A 24,360-nucleotide genomic window follows, 5' to 3' on the forward strand; every position below is an offset into this window, starting at 1 on the left:
GGCAGCGTGCCTGCGGCGATCCATAAATATGCGCCTGGCTGAAGCGCAACGGTGGCGCATCCGGTCGTTGGGGAAGTATCGTATCCAAAAGCGGCATCTCCCAAGGCTGCGGCGCGAGTCGTTCCGGATTGAAGATCGAGCGTGGCCACCGTAACATCTGTATCCGCGCCGATAAAATGTCGGCAGGCGGCCAACGCGGCCCCCGGTTCCGTGAGTTCGGCAATGGCGGCACGTAGAAGATGTTTCAGCGAGGCCGCAGCAAGCGCGCCTTCGATACCCCCCGAGGACAAGCTTGCAACTGCGAAGCAGACGGTAGTGTCCTTTGGCCACCAGGTATCGTAAAAGCAGATACGCTCGCTCGAATCGTGCCGGGTTCCGGCGAATTCGACCTCCCGCCGAAATGGGAAGGACTGCGGTGGAAGCCCTGCGCTGATCGCACGGGCGAGTGCATCCTCCTTCTGTGCGTCGGACATCCGGTTTTTTGCCTCTTCCGTGCCGAGGGCCGCAATCGCCTCGGGATGGCATTCCATGTCAATTACGACTTACCGTGGTTTACGCGTCAACCCGGTATCAGCCCGATCGCTGGCCTGTCGAATCCTGCGCGGTGTGTCACCGCCGACCGGCGGCACACATGAACCCCGCTGGAGGCTGATGCAAAGCCAGGAAACACGATTGCGGGTGAACCGTCGCCGCTCTATCGTCAACCGGGGATCAGAAGGGGGCGACCGTGAGCCATAGTGCCGTGCTTTTGCTGCTCTTGTTGCAGGTGAAGCATTTCGTTTTCGACTTCGTGCTACAGACGTCCTACCAGGTGAAGAACAAGGGAACCTATGGACATCCAGGCGGCATTCTGCACTCCGGCTTTCATGCCGCCGCCACGGCGCTTGTTCTTCTCGTCCTGGCGGTTCCTGCCGCAGTTTTGGTCGCTATAGTCGTCGGCGAATTTCTCGTACATTACCATATCGACTGGGGTAAGGATCAGATCACCCGCCGTTTCGCGACAGGACAGAATGCCTTCTTCTGGCAGATGATCGGTCTTGACCAACTGCTTCATCAACTGACTTATCTGGCGATTGCCGCTATCCTTTACGGATCGCGATGACCGTGGGGCGGCGCCGGCCCATGGCATTCATCCGCGATCAAAGGGCCGATTGACGTCTCGGTAATTCATTCGGGATACCGTGTGCCGGTACCGTGCTGCGAGGGGGCGCGATGAAACCGTTCTGGCGCTATGCCATCGAAAGGCCGCAATGGCTGGCGGCGATTATGGCGGTGGCTCTCGCTTTGTTGCCGGTGGCGGTCTGGCTCGACCTGAAAAATCTCTCGGACGCGGGGCTGTCGACCGAAGCACGCACGCTTAACGGCGTGTTCAACGCCATCCGCGGCTATTATGCCGACAACATCGTCGCCCGGGTACAGGGCTTCAAAGGGGATAGCGTCGCCGTCCACAATTACATGGATGTCCCCGGAGCGATTCCGATACCCGCCACCCTGTCGCTGGAACTGGGAAGCATCGTGGGCGAGCATGGCTCCAACATCGGCTATCGTTTCGTGTCCGACTACCCGTTCGCCGGCCGCGCCCCTCATATACTCGATGCTTTCGAGAAGAACGCACTCGCCGATTTCCGCGCCAAGCGCGACCCGGACATGATCCGGACCTCGATCTCGGGCTCTATGTTCCAGCGGCAGATCCGCATGGCGGTTCCGGTGATCATGAGCCAGCCTTGCGTCACCTGCCACAACTCGCATCCCGACAGCCCGAAGCGAGACTGGAAGGTGGGTGACGTGCGCGCCATTCAGGAAATCACCGTTCACCAGACGATCGCCAGCAATCTTTATTCGTTCAAATATCTTCTGGGGTATCTCGCCTTCGGCGGCCTGTTCGCGGTTGCTTTTTCCCGCGTGCAATGGCGGCAGGCCAAGCATTTTCGCAAGATGAATCACGAACTTGAGGAGGCCAACGGCTTCCTCGCATCCGTTTCCATGAAGATATCGAAATATCTGTCGCCGCAGATATACAAAAGCATCTTCAGCGGCGAGAAGGACGTGACCATCTCGACGGAGCGCAAGAAGCTCACCATCTTCTTTTCCGACATCAAGGACTTCACCGAGATGTCGGAGCACCTTCAGCCGGAAGAACTCACCAGTCTCCTCAACGAGTACTTCACCGAAATGTCGGCCATCGCGCAATCCTATGGCGCGACGGTGGACAAGTTCATTGGCGACGCGATCCTCGCCTTCTTCGGCGACCCCGAAACCAAGGGCGCCCGCGAGGATGCCCGCATCTGCCTCGACATGGCGATCGCCATGCAGCGCCGTCTTGTCGCCCTGCAAGCTGAATGGCGCCATCGCGGTATACAGAAGCCCTTCGAGGTGCGCATGGGCATCAACACGGGCTATTGCAATGTCGGGAATTTCGGCAGCCTCGACCGCATGGACTACACGATCGTCGGCGCGGAGGCCAATCTGGCCGCGCGCCTCCAGTCGATCGCGGAGCCGGGCGGGATCGTGTTGAGTTACGAAACCTACGCGCTCGTCGAGGAAAGCGTAAGGGCACGCGCGCTGCCGGCGATAACGCTCAAAGGAATATCGCGAAAGATCGTGCCCTATATGGTCGAAGGTATCCACGATTCGCCCGACGCGGGTGCGACCACGATCAGCGAAATCGACAACGGCCTGACGCTTTTCCTCGATACGGCCATGCTCGATGGCGAATCTGCCGAGCGTGCCCGCCGGATACTGGAAAGGGCGATCACGGCATTGAGGAGCAAGAGCCCGGCAAGCGAAGCCGATCGTCAACCAACGCCCGGCTGGAGACCCGCCCGAGGAGGGGATTGAGGTTCGCTGTGGCAGGCAAGAAAATCATCTTATCAGCATACTGGATCTTCTTCGATAGCGGCTGGTACCTTAACGCCATCCAACGCAAGAATTAATCATCGTTGATGGATGATGGATGAAAAGGTAGACCACAGCCGACATCGTGCCCTCGAGCCTGCCTACCATTAGGCTAGTCGCTCTGCCGGATGTTGCGTGTCTTGCCTCTATGGGGATAAAGGCCGGGTCGTTGGCTGGCACGAATGTGCCCATTGCCGCCGACTTTGGTTTGCGCCTCAAGCCGAGATCGTTCAATGTGAAAACGAGACGTATTAGGGCTGACCTGTAATGGACATCACTGAAAGCCGCCGTGGTGGGATTCTGGTCGTCGCTCCAATCGGACGGATCGACAGTAACACCTCGCCGGGTTTTGGCAGGCATATGAATGCTGCCATCGACCGTGGAGACATCAATATCGTTGTTGACATGGCCGGACTTGACTACATCAGCAGTACCGGACTTTCGGTCTTCCTGTCTTCGGCCAAGAAAATAAAGATTGCAGGCGGGAGCATGGCGCTGAGCGGCCTCAACAGCCGTATTCGTCTGGTATTCGAGATGAGTGGATTCCTGCGCCTCTTTCCCGTCTTTCCCAGCGTTGACGCGGCTACAGCGGGGTAAACGTCCGCAGGTCCCGGAGAAACGGAAGCCGTGTGGAAGAGGCTTGCGCCTGCAGCGGTCTTTGACTTCGACCGGCAAATCATTCAAAAATGAGAACGAGAGCGCCGTCGTGCTTCAGCACGGATGGGGACGTGTGTATCAATGGGTTCCAGGGGCAAGCCGCAGGCGAGGAGCGCGCAATCGTGGGTTGCGTGCAATGCCGTGACCGGCGGTGGCGGCTTCTTGGGGAAAATGCGTCCTCTTCTCCGTGGCTGGGAACGTGAACCGACCCGGTGTCGTTCTGGACAGGGCGAGATCCTGCCGAGATGAGGTGTGCGGTTCGCTTCATCGGCTTTGCCATAGCGTTGTGCCTGTTTGCTCGTGGCGCGTCCGCCCTGGCCGACGAACCTGCCGCTAGCAACGTCCTGCCAAGGATCGAGAAAAGCAGCCTCGCTGCAAACGCCGCCCGCCGGAAAATCCTGTTTGCCAAGATGATGGCCGATCCGGCCAATCTTGACGTCGCCTTTGAATATGCGGCGCTCTCCTCGCAGGCGGGCGATCTTGAAAGTGCGATCTCGACACTCGAGCGCATGCTGATCTTTGCTCCCAAAGTGCCGCGTCTCCAACTGGAACTGGGTGTACTCTACTATCGGCTAGGTTCGTACCAGCTTGCCCAGAACTATCTGACAGCCGCGCTCCAAGCCCCCGATGTCCCGGCGGAGGTCCGTGCGCGGGTGGAGCCTTATCTCGCTGAGATCCACAATCGTACTGCAATAGACCGGTTCAACGGGACCATCACTTTCGGGACACGCTATCAGTCCAATGCGAATGGCGGCGCCAGCAGCGACATCGTCAACATAGGAGGAATTCCTCTTCTCCTCAGCGATGCCGCCCTTGCGGATTCGGACGTCAACGGTTTTGTGTTGGGCAATTTCATCTACTCCCACGATCTTGCCTCGCAAGGCGACCGATTTGACGCGCAACTCCTGACCTATGGAGCTTTCTATAACGACCATCATGAAATCAATACCGGGCTTGCTGAACTGACCTTCGGGCCGGTGATCAGCCTCGACCGGTTCGGCTTCGACAAAACCGATTTCGGCATCTACGGCATATTGGGCGGTGTGATGCTACATGGTGATCCATACCGGTGGAGCGGAGGTATAGGCGCAAGGCTCGCAAAGGCATTCACACGTGACACGCGCGGTGAATTGCGGGTCGAGTATCGCTACCAGGATTACCGGGACTCGGATCTTCGCCCCACCGCATCGGATCGCACAGGCAGCAATATCAACATCATCGGCACCTTGCGCCATCAGATCACAAACCGTTTCGCGGCCTATGCCGGCCTCGAAGGCGAGCGCCACGATGCCAGGCGGGGCTATGAAAGCTACTGGAGTCTGGGGGGTACCATTGGCGGCGTCTATCTGCTTGACCCGTTAATTGGCAACGGCTCGCAGCCCTGGACTGCCAACCTTTCCTTCGGTGTGCTGGATCGCAGCTACGACGAACCCGATTCGTTGATGGCAGCTTACGATCGCCACGATGTCGAAACGTTCGTGCAGGGGATATTGACCATACCCTTGCGCGAAACCTGGTCGATGCAGGCGGTTGCCAGTTACCGCAATGTCAATTCGAACTACGATATCGACAAGTTTGACAATGTCAGCGTGTCGCTAGGCTTCACGAAAAGCTTCTAGGACAAGGCCATGCGGATCGTATCACCCCTGTTGTCGACGGCCTTTTTCCTAACCTTCCTGAACTGCACCGCATTCGCGCAGCCGATCGGCACGGCCGCGGCGGTCAATCAGGATTCGCGTGGAACGCCGCCAGACCGATCGATCCGCACCATCGTGCTCGGCGACAAGATCATTCATAATGAACGGATAGAGACCAACACAAAGGGGCTGCTTCAGATCCTGCTGGCCGACGGGACGACATTCACCGTGGGACCAGACTCGCACTTGACGATCGATTCCTTCGTCTATGACCCTGACGCGGGCGCTGCGAAGGTCACGGCGTCGCTCGGCAAGGGCGTCTTTCGTTTCATTGGTGGCAAGACGTCCAAAACACCGGACGGCGTGCGGTTGAATACGCCGGTCGGTACCGTCGGCATTCGTGGGGCGATTGCGGATATGGCCTTCGGCCTCGGTAACGGCACGCCGTCCCACATCGATCTCAGCTACGGCGACGACATCACGCTATGGCGGCCAGACGGCAAGCCAATCAGGTTGTACAAGGCAGGTTTCTCGATCGTGATCGAGGGTTCGAAGGTGCGGGTGCACCGGACACCTGAATGGTGGACCGGGTTTTTCCAAGGACTGATCTCTGGCGCAAATGGCGGCGGCGGCGGAGCGCCGATCAAGCCGACCGGTGCCATGGTGGTCGCCAGCACACTACCGGAGACGAATTCCAATTTTCCGCTGCCGCTGAATTCCATACCGATCCCCACGACGCGGCCCGACAACCCTGACCTTGGGGTCGTCGATCAGGGAAACAACGATATTATCCGTCAGAGGGTCGAGAATAGCAGTGGTGGTGGCGAGCCTCCTCCTCCGCCATCGGAACGATCGATGCGGGTGCTGACGATTTCGTCGGAAGAGGGGGGCGACGGGGTCGTTGGAGGATCGACGGATACGGACCAGCCGACGACATTGATCGTGCAGGCGGGGGCCGATACGGGAACCGCGACGCTCTCGCAGGGAACGGTCACGCTCCCCGTTTATAACGATACCGCCTTTGCGGCGCATTCCGTCGGCGGTATTGCATCGCCCTTCGGCACCCTTTCGGGCGTTGCCTATTCGGGGCCCGAGGGGTTCACTGCCTATCTGTTGGGCATGGGCGGGGATCCGAGTTTGCCTTTCTATGCCATTACCGGGACGAAGACCGACATGGCCGCTCTTACCGGAAATAGCGTGCGCCGTTACAGCTTTACGGCGGATCCGATCCAGGGAATTGGAGGCGTACCCTTCATGAGTGGCGCCGCGGGGATCGGCATGTCGGGAATTGCGAGTTCCGATTTTCTTGTCGCCGAACCGGGCTCGGCAGGTGACGGCAGCGGCCGCGTGATGCAGAGCTGGGTAGCGTTCAATGGCACCGGCGCAAATCAGCAAAGCGCGATCGGCGTCAATGTCGGGGCGCTCGACAGCAGCGGCTTCAGCCTCGAAAGGCGCGGCAGCTATCGCGTCGCTTCCGACGGGCCGTCATCTGTTCTGTTCGGTCAGGCCGCGACGCTGACCGTTGACGGCGCCGGCTTCTTCGGAACGAACGGCCAGAATTTTGTTGTCAGCGACGATGCGCCCGGCCAGCCGGGGCATTTTTTTGATTCCTCGTCCGATAGTTTCACGTCAGGCACGGGCTTTTCGACCATCCATGTCGGCAATCTGGCCGGCGAAGTCACCAATCCGGCACGGTCGCTGAGCGGGACGTATCAGGGTTTTGCCACCGGCGTCATCGAGAATGCGAGCACGGGCGGAGCAGTATTCGGCACGAGCGGCAGCCCCTCCGATATGACCATCGCGTTCGACCCGGCGCGGAAATCGCTTGGCGGATCGATCACGGTCGATGCCCAATATTACGACGATCCGGGAACCATGACGGTCGCCTTCGGCGACGGGATAAACGGCAATACGCAGAATGGAGCGTCCGCCTACATAGACAGCGACACCTTTGCCGCGACCGCGAATCCGAACACCGCCGGCACCCATGTCAGTTCCGTGGACTCGTCCGTTGTCAACTATCAGCGCGACGGGCAGCCGGCGGGAACCTACCTCGTTTCCGGCACGCCCACGAACCTCACGACGCTTGGTGTTTCGACGGACCACCTGTGCACGACATGCGACTTCCTCAAATGGGGCTGGTGGGGAACGCAGGTGCAGACGGCCGATCCCACAAATCCCTCAGTCGAGGGCGGGCGCTTCTCCGTCCATCTCGGCACATGGGTGGCGGGCGACATCGCCAATGACGCGGATATCGCCAATTCCGATCTCGTGAACGCGACCGGCACCTTCAAGGGAATGGCGGTTGGTAATGTGGTGTCGGGCGAGGCTTCCTATGTCGCGGCCGGTGACATGGACATGACCTATAATTTCGGCGAGCGATCGGGAACGTTGAATATCAGCAATTTCGATGGCCACAGCTTCGGCGGCACGATGAACGGCTCTGTTGGCGGGCAAGCCACGTTCAATGGCGATCTGTCAGGATCATCGGGTTTCCTCGGCGGCTCGGCCAATGGAGCGTTCGTCAACAACGGCAGTGATGTCGCAGCGGGCGCAATCGGCAATTTCGAAGTCGGGGCATCGGAAGGCGACTGGCGGGCAAACGGCGTTTTCGCCGGCGGCAGGACATCGGTGACGCCCAATACAAACTGAATCGGCCGAGCAGCTTGTCGGGTAGGTGAAACAGCGTGGGCGCTGGGCTTCAATATTGTAACGACACGACCTCTTCCGGGCGAGCCGCTCACACGGCCGGTTTCGGATCACGCCCGCTCGCCGACCACAATCTCCGGCTCGCCTTGTTGTGCCGAGCGGTCATCAGATGAGGTCTACTCTTTTGCCGGGCTCGCCACGACGGCGCGGGAATGGGCGACGGGGAGGCTTTCTCTGGGTATCCGGTCTTGCCGTACTGGCGGCCGTCATCGGATTGGCAGCGGCCGGCCCGCCTTTCGTAGGCCAACTCGGCGATCTGATCTTCGATGCCTATCAGCGTATTCAGCCAAGGAAGGCAGCCAATGCTCCGGTCACCATTGTCGACATAGACGAGGCCTCGATTGCCAAGATCGGGCAATGGCCCTGGCCGCGTACGGAGATAGCCGAACTGGTCGACCGTCTCGGTAGCCTCGGCGCAGCGGCAATCGCTTTCGACATGGTGTTCCCGGAGGCCGATCGCACCTCGCCGTCCCGCGCGATCGCGGCGCTGGAAAGAGCTGGCGCGACGGTAGCCGTGCCGGCAGGAGCGAACCTCGACAACGATGCGGCGCTGGGTCGGGCCTTCGCCCGCAATCCGGTCGTCGCCGGCATCGCAATCAGCAACGAGACACAAGCGCATCTGCCGCCACCGAAGGCAGGATTTGCGTTTGGCGGCGCCGACCCGAAAAGCTACCTTCCCTCGTTTCGGGGCGGCGTTTCCAACCTGCAGGTACTGGACGAGAGTGCGGCCGGCCTGGGTTTCTTCTCCTTTCCGTTGAGCGGAGATGGCGTGGTTCGCTCGCTACCGCTGGTCGCCAATGCCGGGGGGCAGCTCTATCCGGCCCTCTCGGTCGAGGCATTGCGCTTGGCTCAGGGCGCCGGTTCGTTTGTCGTACGCAGTACCGGTGCAAGCGGCGAGGCCGGCACCGGACGGCCGGCGATGACAGCGCTGAAGGTCGGCGCGCTGGCCATGCCGACAGGTCCGGACGGGCAATTTAGGGTCTATTATTCCGGCCTGCCCGATTTGAAGACGATCCCCGCCGCCGCTCTGCTTGCCTCGGGGGAGACTGCCCCGCTGCGCTCGTCGGTGGAGGGGCACATTGTTCTTATCGGGACTAGCGCTGTCGGCTTGCGCGACCTCGTCGCCACCCCTTTTCAACAGGCGGTGCCGGGCGTGCGCGTCCATGCCGAAATCATCGACCAGATTCTCGGGCAGGAATTCCTCGTCCGCCCCGACTGGGCCTACGGCGCAGAAATTCTGTTCGCCGTGATGTTCGGTCTTATCATTCTCATCGTGGAGTGGCGAACCGGAGCATTGGTCAGCGGCAGCGCAGCCCTCGCGCTGGTAGCGTTGACGCTTGGCATCTCGTGGCTGGCTTTCTCGCATGGCCACCTTCTGATCAATCCCATCATCCCGGTCGGCAGCGTTCTCGCCATTTTCGCCGTCACGATGCCGGTCCTTTTGCTGATGGCGGATCGTGAGAAGCGTTTCATCCGCGGTGCCTTCGCGCACTACCTGTCGCCAACGCTGGTCGAGCGGCTTGCCGACAATGCCACCGCGCTGCAACTCGGCGGCGAAACCCGGGAACTTACCATTTTGTTCTCAGACATTCGTGGCTTCACCTCGCTGTCTGAAAATCTCGACCCCGACGCGCTGACCAGGCTCCTGAACGATTTCCTCACTCCGGCCACGGATGTGCTGCTGAAAAGCGAGGCAACCATCGACAAATATATCGGCGACGCGATCATGGCTTTCTGGAACGCCCCGCTCGATATCGCCGATCATCCGCGAAAGGCATGCCTGGCGGCATTGCGCATGCTGGAAGCAGTGGATGCCGTCAACAGCAAGGCCGGCGCAGCGATCAGGGTCGGAATCGGCCTGCATACCGGTCCGTGCTGCGTCGGCAATCTCGGTTCGGCCCAGCGCTTCAGCTATTCGGCCATTGGTGACAGCGTCAATGTGGCGTCGCGTGTGGAAAGCCTGACGAAGCAATATGGTGTTTCCATTCTGGTCACCGAGGAAACGCGTTCTGCCGCCGCGGAACTGGCTTTCCTAGAAGCCGATCGGGTGCGGGTGGTGGGCAGGCAGGAGCCGGTCGCGGTCCATGTACTGGTCGGCGACGCCGAATATGCCGGCACGCCTGCCTTTGCCGGCCTGCTCGCCTTGCATCGGCAGTTCCTCGCCTGTTACCGGCGCGCTGAGATTGACGAGGCGCAAGCGGCACTGGCCGAAGCGCGCCGGGGGAAGACGCCGGCACTCGACGGCCTCTACAACCTTTACGCCCAGCGTCTTGCCGCGATGAAGCTTATGCCTCCGGACAAGGAGTGGGACGGTGTATTCGCAGCCGAGAAGAAGTAGATGTCAGAAGAATAATAAACGTTCCGACTAGACTGTCGCATGCTGTAATATTCTTATGATAAATAATAATGTTCATCGGAAGCGGCTGTGCCAAAAACCTTGCATATCTACGAGCCAAAAGCGCCCTAACCTCGCCAGCATCCGTCGGCATAGACCGTGGCGCCGGTTCTCATATTGCGATAATCTTTTCGGTTGGCCAGTCGTTTCGAGACGAATATGAAGCCGGCAGTTGTGCTGTCTATAACCATCCTAGCGCGAGCAACCGCCCAAAATTCTTGAACTTTGACCGTCCGTGGGGGATATTCCCTCCCCCGTATTAGCGGGCTGACTAGGAGACTTGTGATGCCGACATTTATGGTAACCGAGGACGAGTTCAAGAACATAGCTCGACTTGCCAAGGGCAAATATGAGTATAATGCAAAAGGCTTTGTCTTAATAAGTTTTGGCACAGCATTTCAAAATCATGTGCGGATCGACCTGAAAAAATTCGAGGGCGGCAGCTTTAGAAAGCTGGGAGATCGCAACGCGTATATGCACCTTGTCAGCAGCTTTCATATAAAGCGCGAGTCGTGGTTTTCACAAGAAGAGCAAGATTACGATTATCTGTACTTCGTTTACGCGGGAGCGGGTGTCTGGCAGCCGATTTGGGGATATGGCAAGACTGAAAAGCGATCTGCCGCACCCACTCGGAGATATGAAAGTGCAGACGAGACGTGGTCCAAATGCATGGAGATTGCGCGGTTCTTCCTGGAAGACCTTAGCAGTGCGACTCACTCTGAGCATCAGATGGCCATGGGGCCGGTTGCCGGCGCATCATCCAATCTCGTATCACAATTATAGGTCGCGCGATAAAAACGCCACCTAACGGTGGCTTGGGGAGGGCGCTCGGGTCTAAAGGTTTGATAGGCGGGTTCACTTTGAACCGCGTAGGCTGTGAGGTTCATCCCTTGCACATGAACTCGAAGGGCGTCGAAGTTCCGCTCCGCTGCCTTCGGAGAGCTGCGTCGCTTTTCGATCGCCACGAACTCGGGCATTTTCTGCAGCATGACTTTCCATGCTCCGCTCGAGGTTAGCGTACGGTTTTGAGCAGCTTTGTTCCGACCCCAGTAGCCACGTATTGCCGGCATATCACTCGCTTTGCTGCCCCGACCTCAATCCGATCGAGCAGGCCTTCGCCAAGAAAGCCATGATTGCAACCGAGGACGGTTCGGCACGGGGCAGCTCTAAAAAATCGAAATAATTGATCAGATCATTGCTGTTGCATCGGTGAATCGCCGTATTTAGCCTGCTGTCCAGCAGAGGCTGGCTTTCGCGAGCTGCTGTGGGAGGAGACAGTTATGAACCGTTCAATTCAAGTGACCGCGGCCCTTGCGGTGATGTCGCCGCTTTTATTCGCGGCTGCTCCGGTGAACGCAGCCGGCGCCGACCTTTCGGCCTCATGTCCTTCGCCGTTTATCGTCCAGCTTGACTGGTTCCCGCAGGCCGAGCACGGCTACCTTTTCAACGTGCTGGGCGACGGATACAAGATCGACACCAAGAACATGACCGCCCGCAGCAAGCTCGTCGCGGAAGGAAAAGATACCGGGATCGAAATAGAGCTGCGGTCAGGCGGCGCTCCGATCGCTGGTATGGGTACCAACAAAGTCATGTACACCGACCCCGCGATCCACATGGCGGTGCTGTCGCATTACGATCTGGCCCTCGGCTACCGCGTGGCGCCGATGATCTCCGTACTGGCGCCGTTCGAGAAGAACCCGGTCGGGATCATGTGGGATCCCCAGACCTATCCCGACGTGAAGACGATCAAGGATCTGAAAGACAAGAATATTGTCGTGAACGTGTCGCCATATGCGTCCTACCCGAAATATCTTGTTACCCTCGGGCAGCTTTCGGAAGCGCAGATCGACAGATCCTTCGACAGTTCACCGGCGCGCTTCATCGCGTCCAAAGGCAAGATCGCGCAGCAGGCTTTGGCGACGGTTGACCCCTATAACTATACGAAGATTTATACGGAATGGGGCAAGCCGATAAAATACCAGTTGATCGACGACGCCGGCTTCCACGCCTATTTCGAGACACTTGCCATACGTAGTGCCGACCTAGAAAAGCTGCAGCCTTGCCTGAAGCTGCTTATCCCGCTCCTGCAGCGGTCTGCGGTCGACTACATAAAACACCCCGAAGCGGCCAATGAGAAAATTGTCGATATGGTCAAGAAGATCAATAGTTATTGGCGCTACCCCATGGACAAGGCCGCCTATTCCGCGAAGGCGCAATTGGATCTCGGCATGGTATCGAATGGAAGCGACACCACCTTCGGCAATTTCGACAAGAAAGTGGTCGACGGGATGATGGATATCCTGCGCAGGAGCGGGGAGCGCCTGCCGGATGATTTGACCTCCGACAAGACCTACACCAACGAATTCATCGACAAGTCGATCGGGCTCAATTGAAGCTGGACGACATCGCTGCTTCTCCTGGTGTCAAGCCGATGGCGAATCCGCCTCCCGCCCGGGTAAGGTCGCTTTCGACCTGAGCCTGGGCGGCCGCCCGAACTCGCAAGCAAGGAGACCTGTCGTGTCGGCGCATTCCGGCTTCATACTCGCCAACGCTACCTTGATCACGATGGACGGCGGGCGCCGGGTGATCGATGACGGAGCCGTTGCCGTCATCGGGGATTCGATCGCGGCGGTCGGCAAGACAGCCGATGTCCTTAGACAGTTTCCCGAGCTTCAGGTCCATGATTACAGCAGGCATATCATCTCACCCGGCCTGATCGACACGCATGTCCATTTGAGCCAGGCCTTCTTCCGCGGCGTAGGCGAACGCAACGAACGCTCCGACAATTTCCACGAATGGCTTTACGGCCTGACGCTTCCCATGGAAGGGGCGATGACGCCGGAAGACGGCGCGGCGTCCGCATCTTTATGCATCCTGGAGATGCTGAAATCCGGGACGACGAGCTTCATCGAATGCATGACTTCGGAGAATCATGGATTCGACGGAATAGCCGAGACATGCGTGAACTCGGGCATCCGCGCGGCGCTCGGCAAGGTTGTCATGGATGTACCGGCCGCCTACCGGGACAAGGTCGGTTGGCCTATGTCGGCCTGGTTCGACCCCGACAGGACGATTTCCGATACCCTTGCTGCGTATAAGAAATGGAATGGCGCCGCAAATGGAAGGATCCAGGTCTGGTTCGGATGCAGGACCGCGGATGAAACGGCCAATCCCGATCTCTACAGGAATGTCGCGAAGATCGCCAAAGAGCGCGGCATGCGCCTCACGATCCATCATTCGGAACTGGAGAGCGACAATGCCTACGCGCGTCGCCTCGGCTATCGCAGCCACATGGAATTCGGCTACGATCTAGGGATTGTCGGACCGAACGCCGTCCTTGCCCATTGCACGGCGGCGGACGAGGAGGACATCAAGATCCTGGCCAAGGCCGGCGCATCGGTATCGACCAATGCGGCGAACAATGCTGTATCCGCGTGGGGGCCGACCCCGGTGGTCAACATGCTTGCCGAGGGCGTCAACGTGGCGCTCGGCTGTGACGGAACGGCCGGCGATGCCAACATGGATCTCCTGCGCGATCTGCGCGTGGTCTGTCATATCGCCCGCACCCATGCCAAGACCCGTAATTGCCTGCGCGCGGAAACGGTGCTCGAAATGGCGACCATTCATGGAGCGCGCGCGCTCGGTATCGCCGACCAGGTAGGTTCGCTGGAAGTGGGGAAAAAGGCGGATCTCATAACCATCGATACCGACGTACCACATCTTACCCCCATCTGGAGCCCGGTTGCCACGATGGTGTTCGCCGCGCAGGGAGCGGATGTCGATACGGTAGTGATCGACGGCAAGATCGTAGTGCGCAATCATGAGATCCTTACAATGGACGAAGAAGCGATCGTAGCGGATGCCCGCCTGCGAATGCCGGAAATTGCCAGACGCGCGGGGGTACCGGCGGCGCGGCCACGCTGGCCCGTCTTGTGAGCGTGCCCGCCCTCCCGAGCGACCCTGGTGTCGCGTCCGAGCAAGAGAGAGCTGCCATGAACATTTCCGCCAGAGCGGTAGGTGCCACGTATGGAGGACACGCGATGGCTTCGGCACATCCAGCCCTGATCTTCGATCGTATCGGAATGACGTATCCGAACGGTACGCAGGCGATTTCCGACGTCACCTTCCAGGTTCGGCCTGGCGAATTCGTCAGCATCGTCGGCCCCTCGGGGTGCGGCAAGTCCACGCTGCTCAAGATCGCGTCCGGCCTGATCAAGCATACTTCCGGCTCTGTTACCGTGGAAGAGGACAAGATTGGCTACGTCTTTCAAGACGCCACGCTATTGGACTGGCGGACCGTTGCGCAGAACGTCGAGCTCCCGGCGGAGCTTCACGGCATTCCACGCAACGAGCGGACGAAACTTGCACAGGCCGCGATCGATCTCGTGGGTCTGTCGGGCTTCGAAAAGCACTATCCGAAGTCCCTCTCCGGGGGGATGAAGATGCGCGCGTCGCTCGCAAGAACGCTGACGTTGAAGCCTTCCCTGTTTCTTTTCGATGAGCCGTTCGGCGCCGTCGACGAGATCACCCGCGAGCATCTCAACGAGGAGACACAGCGGCTTTTCGGCCAGGAACGCTTTGCCGGACTATTCATCACGCACTCGATCGGCGAAGCGGTGTTCATGAGCACGCGCGTTCACGTCATGTCGGCAAGGCCGGGGCGCATCGTCGCAAGCTTCGATGTTCCCTTCGAATATCCTCGAAACCCGCCACTCCGTTTCGACCCTGCATTCACGGAGCTCTCCGCCGAGATTTCCAGCGCGTTGAGGAGTGCCTACTAATGAGCAAGGCAGTAGCCGTTCCCGCCAATGGCACCCCGCCGGCGGACATTTCGAAGCCCAAGTCATTCGCGCGCCAGCTTGGCGAGACGATCATTCCGCCGATGATCCTGGGCTGCCTCCTCCTGATCGTCTGGTACATGATCAGCTATCTCATCCTCAACAGCACCAACCGCTTTCTGTTGAGTCCTCCGCACGAGGTCTGGCGTCTGGGTTTCGCCGACTGGGGCAATTTCTCCGAAATCCTGCTGTCGCTGTGGTCGAGCGCGCGCGTCGCGGCAATCGGCCTTTCGATCGCGATCTGCATCGCGATGCTGCTGGCCACCATCATGAGCCAGAGCAAGCTGATCGAAATCGCCGTCTTTCCCTACATGGTGGCGCTTCAGGCAATACCTTTGCTCGCCATCGTGCCGCTTATTTCCTTCTGGTTCGGTTTCGGACAGACATCACGTGTCGTCATCTGCGTTCTGATCTCGCTGTTTCCGATGCTGGTGAACACGCTATTCGGACTGCACAGCGCATCGCGGGGCGCCCATGATCTGTTTACCTTGCACAAGGCCAGCAGGTTGACGCGGCTCCGCAAGCTCATGCTGCCCGCCGCATTGCCGGCCATCTTTGCCGGTCTGCGCATTTCGGCCGGCCTGTCGGTTATCGGAGCCATCGTCGGTGACTTCTTTTTCGGCCGTGGCGACGTGGGCATCGGTCAGCGCCTGCGCGAATACGCCAACGAACTCGAAGGGGAGCAGCTTCTGGCGGCTGTCATCATGTCATGCTGCCTGGGTATCGCCGTGTTCCTTTTCTTCACATGGCTTTCGAAGGCTTCGATCGGCCACTGGTACGAAACGCGGTCGGCGGGCGACGATTGATCCCCGGCCGGACTGCGGAAGAGGCAGGGAGCGGCCGCGTCGCCGCCCCGGTTCTCCTTCGGGCCAAAATTCCGACCGTGAGGGGTCCAACAGAATGCCAAGACTGAAAGTATTGCTGTCGACTTTCCGGGAAGCCGTCCATCAGAAGAAGGCGTTGGATGTGGCTCCCGCCGGCCTCGATATTGAAATCTGCTCGCGGCCGACGCGGGACGAACTGGCAAGGCGCCTGCCTCATTTCGACGTCTTGATCACGGAGAGGCAGGGGGAGGTGGATGCCGCGGCAATTGCCGGCGCCGGCCAATTGCGGCTTATTCAGCGTCTGGGCCGTATGACGCACGACATCGACTTGGAAGCTGCGAAGCGCGCAGGCATACCGGTGTGCAACTGGCCGCTGCAGAGCTGCGCAATGGTCGCCGAGCATACGATGATGCAACTCCTGACCTTGGCCAAACGCTTCCGGGAATGTGAAGATATCTTGCGCCAGGGGGCCGAATACGAAGCGCCGCCCCGCAAGTGCGATGGGAACTATTTCCTGATCAACTGGACGGGGCGACGGAATATTCGCCCGGTCATCGGCTCCACCGTCGGGATCGTCGGGTTCGGCGAAGTCGGCGCCGAGCTCGCGATGCGCCTGAAACCATTCGGCTGCCGGATCCTCTACAACAAGAGGACGCGTCTTCCAGCCGCGGTCGAGGAACAGTTCGGCATCAGCTATGCGGACAGCGATTCGATCCGGGCGGAAAGCGATTTCCTCTGCCTGCTGCTTCCACATATTGCCGGAGAGGAGCCGCCGATAGGGCGTGATTTCATCGGGGGCATGAAGGATGGAGCCTGCCTGATCTCCGCCGGCTCGAGTTCCACCTTGAACGAAGCGGCGGTCGCGGAAGCTTTCCGCGATGGAAAGCTCTCGGGCGTTGCGACCGATGGCTGGGCCTGGGAGCCGCTTTTGCCGGGCAATCCATTGCTGGAACTGGCCGAGCAGCCGGATGCGAATATTGCCTTCACGCCTCATACGGCCGGCGGCTCGCTTACCCCGGCCGACATTAGTGCCAACAGGCGACGGGAATGGCAGAACGTCGAAAGGTTGATGAGGGACGAACCGTTGATAAACAGGGTCGTCTGAAGGCGACGTCCGGCGCTCTAGCTTGTAATATGCAGGAAGAAGCTTTGTGCGGCAGGGCTCAACGTGCGCTCGCGCAATGTGAGGGCCACGACGTTCCTGGAAGCCACCTGGTCGGTTATGGGCCGCATAACGATGTTGACCATGGGCGACAGGCCCTTTGATCCCGCAGGCAGGATCCCGATCCCGAGCCCTTCGTTGACCAGCGCAAGCAACGTTGCGGAGAAACGGACGCTGAATTGGCGTCGGGTGGCGACGCCATTTACTTCCAGCAATTGGTCGATGCGCCGCTGGAGAGGATTTTCAGAAGTAAGCGTGATGAAGGAACGATTGTCGAAGTCCGCCCAGTCCACCGCCTTTCTCTGCGCCAACGGATCGTCCGCCGGACAGAAAAGCGCCAGGTGATCGGCGAAGAGCTCGTGTTCATTGATTTCCTGCTCCCGAAACCGGCTGGTGCCGACGCCGATGTCGGCCTCGCCGTTCAGCAGGAGCGTGCGGATCTCGTCTTCGGATACGTCCCGCAAGTCAACGCGGATTTCGGGATGTATCCGCATGAAGCTCGCGATACGGCTTGGAAGGTATGTTGCCGCGAGAACGGTGGCTGAGGCGATGGTCACGCGCCCCGTCTTGAGCGCGGTTATGTCGACCATCGATTCAACTGCGCTGTCGACACGTTCGAGAATGTCGAGCGCGAGCGGCAATAGTCGCCGGCCGGCGTCGGTCAACCCTACGAAGCGCGTATGCCGGTCAAACAGGTTCGTTCCGAGCTGCCCCTCCAACTCCTTGATGAGAATGCTTACGGCGGATTGCGTGAGATTGACCGCCTCCGCAGCCAAACGGAACCGACCGCAGTCCGCGACGGCGACGAACGTTCTCAGTTGTTTCAGGGTGACGTTGGCCACGATAGCTGTTCCCCAACGGCGGGCATTCTATTGAGCTAAACTCATCAATCAATGGTTTTTTTGAATTTGTCTAATTGATCTCAAGACGAGATATTGGCCCCGGCCTTCAGCCGTTCCGGCGGGATTCCGCATTCAAGGGCACGACGATGGAATCATATATTGCCGAATGGCTGAACCTCGCTTTGAGATGGTTGCATGTGATAACCGCCATCACCTGGGTCGGCTCGTCATTCTATTTCAACCGTATCGACCGCTCGTTCCGACCACCCGTGCCGCCCGTCGATAGGGTAAGCGGCCAACTCTGGTCGATCCACGGCGGCTCCATATACAATTACAGCCGCTACCCGCTTGGACCGGGTTATGTGCCCGAAAGGCTCAAATGGTCCAAATGGGAATCGCTGAGCACCTGGGTTTCGGGCGCTGGCCTGCTGGCGGTTGTCTACTGGTGGGGCGCTAGCATAAACCTCGTGGCCGGAGGGGCCGACAGCCTTGGTCCCGCTGCAGCCATCCTCGCATCCATCGCGTCAATCATCGGCGGGTGGGTGGCTTACGACGTGCTGTGCCGCGTGATCGCGAGCGACAAGGTGCTGTCTCTCGTCATCGCCGTTCTGATTTCGGCAGCCATCTGGGGCTTCACGCATCTGTTCAGCGGGAAGGCAGCCTATCTTCATGCCGGTATCGTCATGGCAACGATCATGGCCGGCAATGTCTGGTTCGTCATTCTCCCCGGCCAGAAGAAGATGCTGGAGGCCATGCGGGACGGAACGATCGATAAATTTGACGTTGGCGCGGATGCGAAGCGACGGAACTATCACAACAACTACCTGACCTTGCCGGTCGTTTTTGCAATGATCGCAGGGCATTTCCCGATGACCTACGGCCACCCATACGCTTGGCAGGGCTTCATATTGATAAGTGGTGCGGGCGTCGCGATCCGTCACTTCTTCAATACGATGCATGCCGGCAATGCGCAGCCGCGTTGGATAGCGGCCGGCATCGCGCTCGGCGTGGCAGCAATGGTCCTGTTGGCGCCCCCCAACCTTCTCGACAGGCAAGGGTCGATTTCTGGGTCCGGCAACGTCGATGTCTCCAGAGTGGCTGCGGTGCTTCAGACGCGCTGCGCGGTTTGCCATGCGCAGAAGCCGACCATGGAAGGTTTCACCGAAGCCCCCAAAGGCCTCGTCCTCGACTCGATCGAAAAGGCTGCGCCAAACGCTCAAAAGATCCAGCAGATGGCTGTCGTGACGAACGTCATGCCGCCCGCCGACTTGACCGGAATGACCGAAGACGAGCGCAAGCTGCTCGCCCAATGGATCGCAGCCGGAGCACCCGTCAAATGATACAGCAATCGAAAGACCGGGGTGGAGCGGGGGATCCGCGGGTTGCAGGGCCGGAACGCGACTTCGTAGGCTATGGGGAGACGCCCCCCCATCCCCGGTGGCCGGGCGACGCACGGATCGCGATCAATTTTGCCGTCAATATCGAGGAAGGTTCGGAATATTCGCCCCTCGACGGCGATCCAAAAACCGACATGGCGCTTACCGAAGGCGAGGGCATGGACACCGGCATCGCCGGGCGGGACCTCGCCGCCGAGTCCATGTATGAATACGGAAGCCGCGTGGGCATCTGGCGGATCATGCGCCTGTTCGAGGAGCGTGCCCTTCCCTTCACGGCTTTCGCCTGCGCCGTAGCGCTCGAACGGCATGGAATTTTAGCGAAGAGGCTCCGCGAGAGCACCGTCGATATCTGCTGTCATGGATACCGATGGGAAAAACACTGGCTGCTAAGCCCCGAAGAGGAGCGGCGCCATATCCGTCGGGCCATAGAAAGTCTGGAGAGGACGGTCGGGCGCGCGCCGGAAGGGTGGTGCTGCCGCTATGGTCCCAGCGTCCATACGCGCGAATTGCTCGCGGACGAGCCGGCGATCACCTACGATTCCGACGCCTATAACGACGAGCTGCCTTATTGGGCGGCGGTCAGGGGCAAGCCGCATCTCATCGTTCCCTATTCCCTGGTGACGAATGACTGCAAGCTGGTGCCGCGCGGCATCCAGACGGCAGACGAGTTCTTTTCGTTGCTGGCCGACGCCTTCGACCAGCTCTACGAGGAAGGCGAAAGCGCACCGAAGCTGCTCAATATCGGGCTTCATCCGCGCATGGTGGGACACCCGGGCCGCGCCCGAGGCCTGGCGCGCTTTCTCGATCATATCGGCAAACACGAGCGGGTCTGGGTGGCAAGGCGCTCCGACATAGCCGACCATTGGCGACGCCAGTTTCCGCCTGAGAGGGCTGGTTAGGTCATGGCTCTTCCGGAGGCCCCCCTCGTTCGCCAGCCGGGCAGGCTCCCGTCCAGCCGCCCCGTCCTTGCCTTCCTGGGCGCGGGGCGTGGAGAGGTGGTTCCTGTTGCCTGGCTGGATGCGGCGGCAGCAAGGCAACGCGGTGCCGGTTTGCTCGGGGAGGCAGGCATGGCGCTGTCGGCCGTGGCGGACGGTGACGGCGACCGGCCGGTGCTTTTCGTGGCGCTTCCGGAAAACGACGATCCGCAGGCGCTGCGTACAAGAGCGGCCGAGGCCGTCGCCCTGCTGACCGCCCGGGGCATGACGGCCTGCACGATCGTCTTGCCCGACATTACGAAGCCTAAGGTGCAGGCTATCGCCGAAGGGGTGTTCTCGGCCAATTACCGGTTCGAATCGTCGGGACACGCCCGTGATCCGCGCGGAAAGCTCGACGATCTGGACTTCATGGCGGCCGACGAAAAAGGGATCGTCGCCGACGGACTGCATGCCGGTTGGCTGACCAGCCTGGCCGTTCTCTCGGCGCGTCGCCTCGCGACGGAGCCGGCTAATGAACTCACCCCGCCGGCTTTCGTGGAGCGCTGCCGCGATCTCGCCGGGCAGGCCGGGTTCCGACTAACCGTAATGGGGCGCAAGGAACTCGAAGCTGCCGGAATGGGAGGGTTGCTCACGGTCGCGGCCGGCAGCCGTTACGAACCGTTCCTGGTGCGGATGGACTGGCGGCCGCCCGAAGCGCCCGAGGACATGCGTCCGTTGGTGCTGGTCGGCAAGACGGTGACTTTCGACAGCGGCGGCATTTCGCTGAAGAAAGCCGAAGACATGGACCATATGAAAGCCGACATGGGCGGCGGGGCGGCGGTTTTCGGCGCCATGGTCCTGGCCGGCAAGCTCAGGCCGAGCTTCCCCGTCACCGCCATCTTCGCCGTCGTGGAGAACATGCCCGGTCCGGGCGCTATGCGGCCGAGCGATGTGATCCGGATGGCCAGCGGCGCGACGGTCGAGATCATCAACACCGACGCCGAAGGTCGCCTGATCCTGGCGGACGCGCTCTACACTGCCGCCCGACTGGCCCCCGCGGCGGTCATCGATCTCGCGACATTGACGGGTGCGTCCCTCGGCATTTTCGGCCCGATCGGAACCGCTACCTTCGCCAACGACGATGTTTGGTTCGAGCGATTGGCGCGCGCCGACAGGCTTGCCGGAGAAAAGATCTGGCGCCTGCCGCTGTGGCCGGAATACCGGAAATTCCTTGAAAGCCCGGTCGCCGATCTGCGCAATTTTTCCACGACCGGACAGAACGGCAGCACGCCGGTCGCAGCGGCGTTCCTGTCCCATTTCGTGGGTGCGCATCCCTGGCTGCACCTCGACATCTACAATACCTGCTGGAACCGTCACGACACGCCGCTGATGCCGCAAGGGCCGACAGGCAGCGGTTCGCGGGTGCTGGCGCAACTGCTCCTCGATCTCGAGGGCGATTTGAAATCCCAAGACCACAATCCAGGATGGCCGATATGAAAGGAACAAGTATGGGCAAGCAGATCGTTTATTCGCCCAAAGTCCTGACTTCACCGAACCCGCATTCGCAGGCAACGCTGGCGGGCAATCATTTCTACACCGCTACGGTCGCGCTTGACGTGAACGGCAAGGTCGTCGGGGTAGGCGACATCGAGGCCCAGACCACCCAGGCGCTCACAAATCTGACCCATCTCTTGGAGGCGGCCGGCGGCACGATCGACGATGTCGTCCGCGTCATGATCTACCTATCCGACATGCGCTACTTCCAGGGCATGAACAACGCCTACAAGAAGTTCTTCTTCGGCAATTCGCTTCCTTCGCGCGCAACGGTCACCGGAAGTTTCGGCATGCCCGAGCTGCTGGTCGAGTTCGACGTCATCGCCTACATCGACAATCCAAAAGTGAATTGACATGGAGCTTTGGCAGCTCGGCATCGCGGAAACCACGGCGGGTTATCGGGGCGGCAAGTTCACGCCTGAAGACGTTCTGGACGAGACCCTGGAGCGGCTCGCCAAGGTCAATCCGATCCTTAATGCCGTGGTCACCGAAGACGAGCAGGAGGCGCGCCAGCTCGCCCGCCAAAGCACGCTGAGATGGAAGACCGGAACCCCGCGCAGCGCGCTTGACGGGGTCTTCATAACCGTCAAGGACAACATCCCGGTTCGGGGCCTTCGCTGCACCTGGGGCAGCCGCACCTATGCGGATTATGTGCCCGAGCGCGACGAGTGGCCGATCGCGCGCCTGCGCGACGCCGGCGTCGGCATATTGGGCAAGACCAACGTACCGGAATTCACCTTGCAGGGGTACACCGACAACCTCGTCTTCGGGGCCACCGGCAATCCCTGGAACCCGGACCTCACGCCTGGCGGATCGAGCGGCGGTGCCGTCGCGGCGGTGGCGAGCGGCATCGGCGTGGCGGCCATGGCAACCGATGGAGGCGGCTCCATCCGCCGACCGTCCGCCCACACCGGCCTCTACGGGCTGAAGCCAAGCCCCGGCCTCGTGAGCCGGATCGACGGACTGCCTCCGCTGCTCGGCGATTTCGAGACCATGGGTGTCATCGCCCGCTCGCCGGGCGATCTGCGGGCGATCCTGTTCACAGCCGCGCATCGCCATCCGGCGGACCGTCCCGCCTTCGCGTTTTCCGACGAGGAACGCCGTACTGTCCCGGCAGCGAAGGGGCGCCAGCGTATCCTCTATGTGCCTCGCTTCGGTGATTTTCCCGTGGATCCGGAGATTGGCGACAGTGTCGACGGCGCGGCGCGTCTGTTGGAGCGGATGGGCCACAGCATCGAAATGGGCGAGGTACCATTCGATGTCGACCGGCTGAATGCGATATGGAATCTGATCGGTCCCGCAGGACTTGCCTGGTTGGTCGATAGCCACTCGCTCGACACCAGCCTCATGTCGCCTTCCCTGTTGCCAATGGTCGAAACCGGACGCAAGGCCAGCGCGACCGCTTACCTGCAACTCCTTGCGGACGTCCAGTCGTTGCGAAACGAGCTTGTGCTGCTGTTCGAGCACCACGACTTCATCCTGACCCCGTCGGTCGCCGCCCTTCCGTGGCCGAAATCGCAAAGCCACCCCGAGACCATCGACGGCGTCGCGGCCGGCCCGCGGGGACATGCCGTATTCACGCCTTTCGTCAATGCCGGCGGCCTGCCGGCGATAAACCTTCCTACCGCGCCATCCGCTGCCGGCCTGCCGATCGGCTGCCAACTCGTCGGCCCCTTCCGCTCCGACCTCCTGCTCGTTTCGCTGGCCGAGGCGTATGCGGAGGAATTCGGCCCCTACGCATGGCCGGACCTGTAGCATGAACGCCTTTTCAGCCGAGGCGGCGGCGGCCTTTCTCGCAGAACATTTCGATCGCCGCACGAAAGGCGCGTCGCTTCTTGCCGCTCCTGCGACCCGTGCCGATTCCTATCGGGTGCAGGACCTGATGATGGCGACCCTCGGCCGTGCATGTGGATGGAAAGTCGGGCTGGCAAAGCCGGATGCCGAGCCTTATTGCGCGCCGCTTCCCGCCTCGCGACGGCTGGAGAATGGAGAGGTCTACAAGCGCTACGAAGGTGTTGCGCGGCTGGAGGCCGAGCTTGGCCTGAGGCTTGGCCGCGACGTACCGGCCGAAGCGGCCGACCTTGGCAGGGCCGAGTGTGCCGAACTCATCGACGCCGTCGTTCCCACCATAGAAATCCTTGAGTCACGGTTGGTCGAGCCACAGGCGGGAGACGCACTCTGGAAACTGGCCGATCTGCAGGCGAATGGCGGCGTGATATTGGGCGAGCCGGCGCCCTGGAGGAAGCAGGACCTGGGTCGGGTATCTCTCGCCATCGGTGCGGATGGGCTTCAGCACCCCACCGATGCCGCGCACCCGTTCGGCGACCCGCTCGACCTGGTCTGCTGGGTCGTCCGTCATGTATCGCGCCATCGCGGCGGGCTAAGGCGCGGCGACGTTGTCATCACGGGAAGCTATTGCGGCATCATAACCCTGGAAAGTCCGCAACATTTTACCGCGACGTTTCCAGAGTATGGGGCGGCGTCAGTAAACGTTGTCTGATAATTACGAATTTTACAATTGTTACCGAGATTAATT

General features: G+C 60.3%; 19 protein-coding genes. 18 read left to right on the top strand and 1 reads right to left on the bottom strand.

Annotated features, from left to right (window positions below; all coding sequences use genetic code 11):
• The first annotated feature begins 727 nt into the window (after window positions 1–727).
• From RBH77_RS06290 to RBH77_RS06345, 12 genes are all read left to right on the top strand, one after another.
• Complete coding sequence (locus tag RBH77_RS06290) at window positions 728–1,102, top strand: DUF3307 domain-containing protein (RefSeq protein WP_311031271.1); 375 nt, start codon at window positions 728–730, stop codon at window positions 1,100–1,102.
• A gap of 110 nt (window positions 1,103–1,212) precedes the next feature.
• Window positions 1,213–2,838, top strand: a complete 1,626-nt coding sequence (locus tag RBH77_RS06295; protein WP_311031272.1) for an adenylate/guanylate cyclase domain-containing protein — start codon at window positions 1,213–1,215, stop codon at window positions 2,836–2,838.
• A 324-nt stretch (window positions 2,839–3,162) separates the two neighbouring features.
• Window positions 3,163–3,492, top strand: coding sequence for an STAS domain-containing protein (locus RBH77_RS06300; protein ID WP_311031274.1), 330 nt, complete (start codon window positions 3,163–3,165; stop codon window positions 3,490–3,492).
• Window positions 3,493–3,764: 272 nt separating this feature from the next.
• Window positions 3,765–5,171, top strand: coding sequence for a tetratricopeptide repeat protein (locus RBH77_RS06305; RefSeq protein ID WP_311031275.1), 1,407 nt, complete (start codon window positions 3,765–3,767; stop codon window positions 5,169–5,171).
• A gap of 9 nt (window positions 5,172–5,180) precedes the next feature.
• Complete coding sequence (locus RBH77_RS06310) at window positions 5,181–7,841, top strand: FecR domain-containing protein (RefSeq protein ID WP_311031276.1); 2,661 nt, start codon at window positions 5,181–5,183, stop codon at window positions 7,839–7,841.
• Window positions 7,842–8,007: 166 nt separating this feature from the next.
• Window positions 8,008–10,236, top strand: a complete 2,229-nt coding sequence (locus RBH77_RS06315) for a CHASE2 domain-containing protein (RefSeq protein WP_311031277.1) — start codon at window positions 8,008–8,010, stop codon at window positions 10,234–10,236.
• A gap of 342 nt (window positions 10,237–10,578) precedes the next feature.
• The gene (locus tag RBH77_RS06320) at window positions 10,579–11,076 is read left to right on the top strand and encodes a hypothetical protein (RefSeq protein ID WP_311031278.1); all 498 of its coding nucleotides are present in this window, start codon (window positions 10,579–10,581) and stop codon (window positions 11,074–11,076) included.
• 497 nt (window positions 11,077–11,573) lie between these two features.
• Window positions 11,574–12,686, top strand: a complete 1,113-nt coding sequence (locus tag RBH77_RS06325; RefSeq protein ID WP_311031279.1) for a substrate-binding domain-containing protein — start codon at window positions 11,574–11,576, stop codon at window positions 12,684–12,686.
• A 124-nt stretch (window positions 12,687–12,810) separates the two neighbouring features.
• Entirely contained in the window at window positions 12,811–14,229 is a 1,419-nt protein-coding gene (locus RBH77_RS06330) for an amidohydrolase family protein (protein ID WP_311031280.1), read from the top strand.
• Window positions 14,230–14,333: 104 nt separating this feature from the next.
• The gene (locus RBH77_RS06335) at window positions 14,334–15,074 is read left to right on the top strand and encodes an ABC transporter ATP-binding protein (RefSeq protein WP_311031281.1); all 741 of its coding nucleotides are present in this window, start codon (window positions 14,334–14,336) and stop codon (window positions 15,072–15,074) included.
• On the top strand, window positions 15,074–15,937 hold the full coding sequence (locus tag RBH77_RS06340) for an ABC transporter permease (protein ID WP_311031283.1): 864 nt from the start codon (window positions 15,074–15,076) through the stop codon (window positions 15,935–15,937). Before RBH77_RS06335 ends, RBH77_RS06340 begins: the two co-directional genes overlap by 1 nt.
• 94 nt (window positions 15,938–16,031) lie before the next feature.
• A complete protein-coding gene (locus RBH77_RS06345; protein ID WP_311031284.1) occupies window positions 16,032–17,060 on the top strand; it encodes an NAD(P)-dependent oxidoreductase in 1,029 nt (342 codons plus the stop codon).
• Window positions 17,061–17,077: 17 nt separating this feature from the next.
• On the opposite strand, the gene RBH77_RS06350 is transcribed toward RBH77_RS06345, so the two are convergent.
• The gene (locus tag RBH77_RS06350; RefSeq protein ID WP_311031285.1) at window positions 17,078–17,959 is read right to left on the bottom strand and encodes a LysR family transcriptional regulator; all 882 of its coding nucleotides are present in this window, start codon (window positions 17,957–17,959) and stop codon (window positions 17,078–17,080) included.
• A gap of 146 nt (window positions 17,960–18,105) precedes the next feature.
• Between RBH77_RS06350 and RBH77_RS06355 the strand changes: the two genes are divergently transcribed.
• From RBH77_RS06355 to RBH77_RS06380, 6 genes are all read left to right on the top strand, one after another.
• Window positions 18,106–19,299, top strand: a complete 1,194-nt coding sequence (locus RBH77_RS06355) for a urate hydroxylase PuuD (protein ID WP_311031286.1) — start codon at window positions 18,106–18,108, stop codon at window positions 19,297–19,299.
• The gene (locus RBH77_RS06360; RefSeq protein WP_311031287.1) at window positions 19,296–20,255 is read left to right on the top strand and encodes a polysaccharide deacetylase family protein; all 960 of its coding nucleotides are present in this window, start codon (window positions 19,296–19,298) and stop codon (window positions 20,253–20,255) included. Before RBH77_RS06355 ends, RBH77_RS06360 begins: the two co-directional genes overlap by 4 nt.
• Window positions 20,256–20,423: 168 nt before the next feature.
• Window positions 20,424–21,767, top strand: coding sequence for a leucyl aminopeptidase family protein (locus RBH77_RS06365; RefSeq protein WP_311031288.1), 1,344 nt, complete (start codon window positions 20,424–20,426; stop codon window positions 21,765–21,767).
• A complete protein-coding gene (locus RBH77_RS06370) occupies window positions 21,764–22,177 on the top strand; it encodes a RidA family protein (protein WP_311031289.1) in 414 nt (137 codons plus the stop codon). Before RBH77_RS06365 ends, RBH77_RS06370 begins: the two co-directional genes overlap by 4 nt.
• A 1-nt stretch (window position 22,178) precedes the next feature.
• Window positions 22,179–23,579 carry an amidase gene (locus tag RBH77_RS06375; protein WP_311031290.1) on the top strand — a complete coding sequence of 467 codons (1,401 nt, stop codon included), beginning with the start codon at window positions 22,179–22,181 and terminating at the stop codon, window positions 23,577–23,579.
• Between the two features lies 1 nt (window position 23,580).
• Complete coding sequence (locus tag RBH77_RS06380) at window positions 23,581–24,324, top strand: hypothetical protein (protein ID WP_311031291.1); 744 nt, start codon at window positions 23,581–23,583, stop codon at window positions 24,322–24,324.
• Window positions 24,325–24,360 lie beyond the last annotated feature (36 nt).

The sequence above is a fragment of the Mesorhizobium koreense genome, assembly GCF_031656215.1.
GTDB classification, from domain to species: domain Bacteria; phylum Pseudomonadota; class Alphaproteobacteria; order Rhizobiales; family Rhizobiaceae; genus Mesorhizobium_L; species Mesorhizobium_L koreense.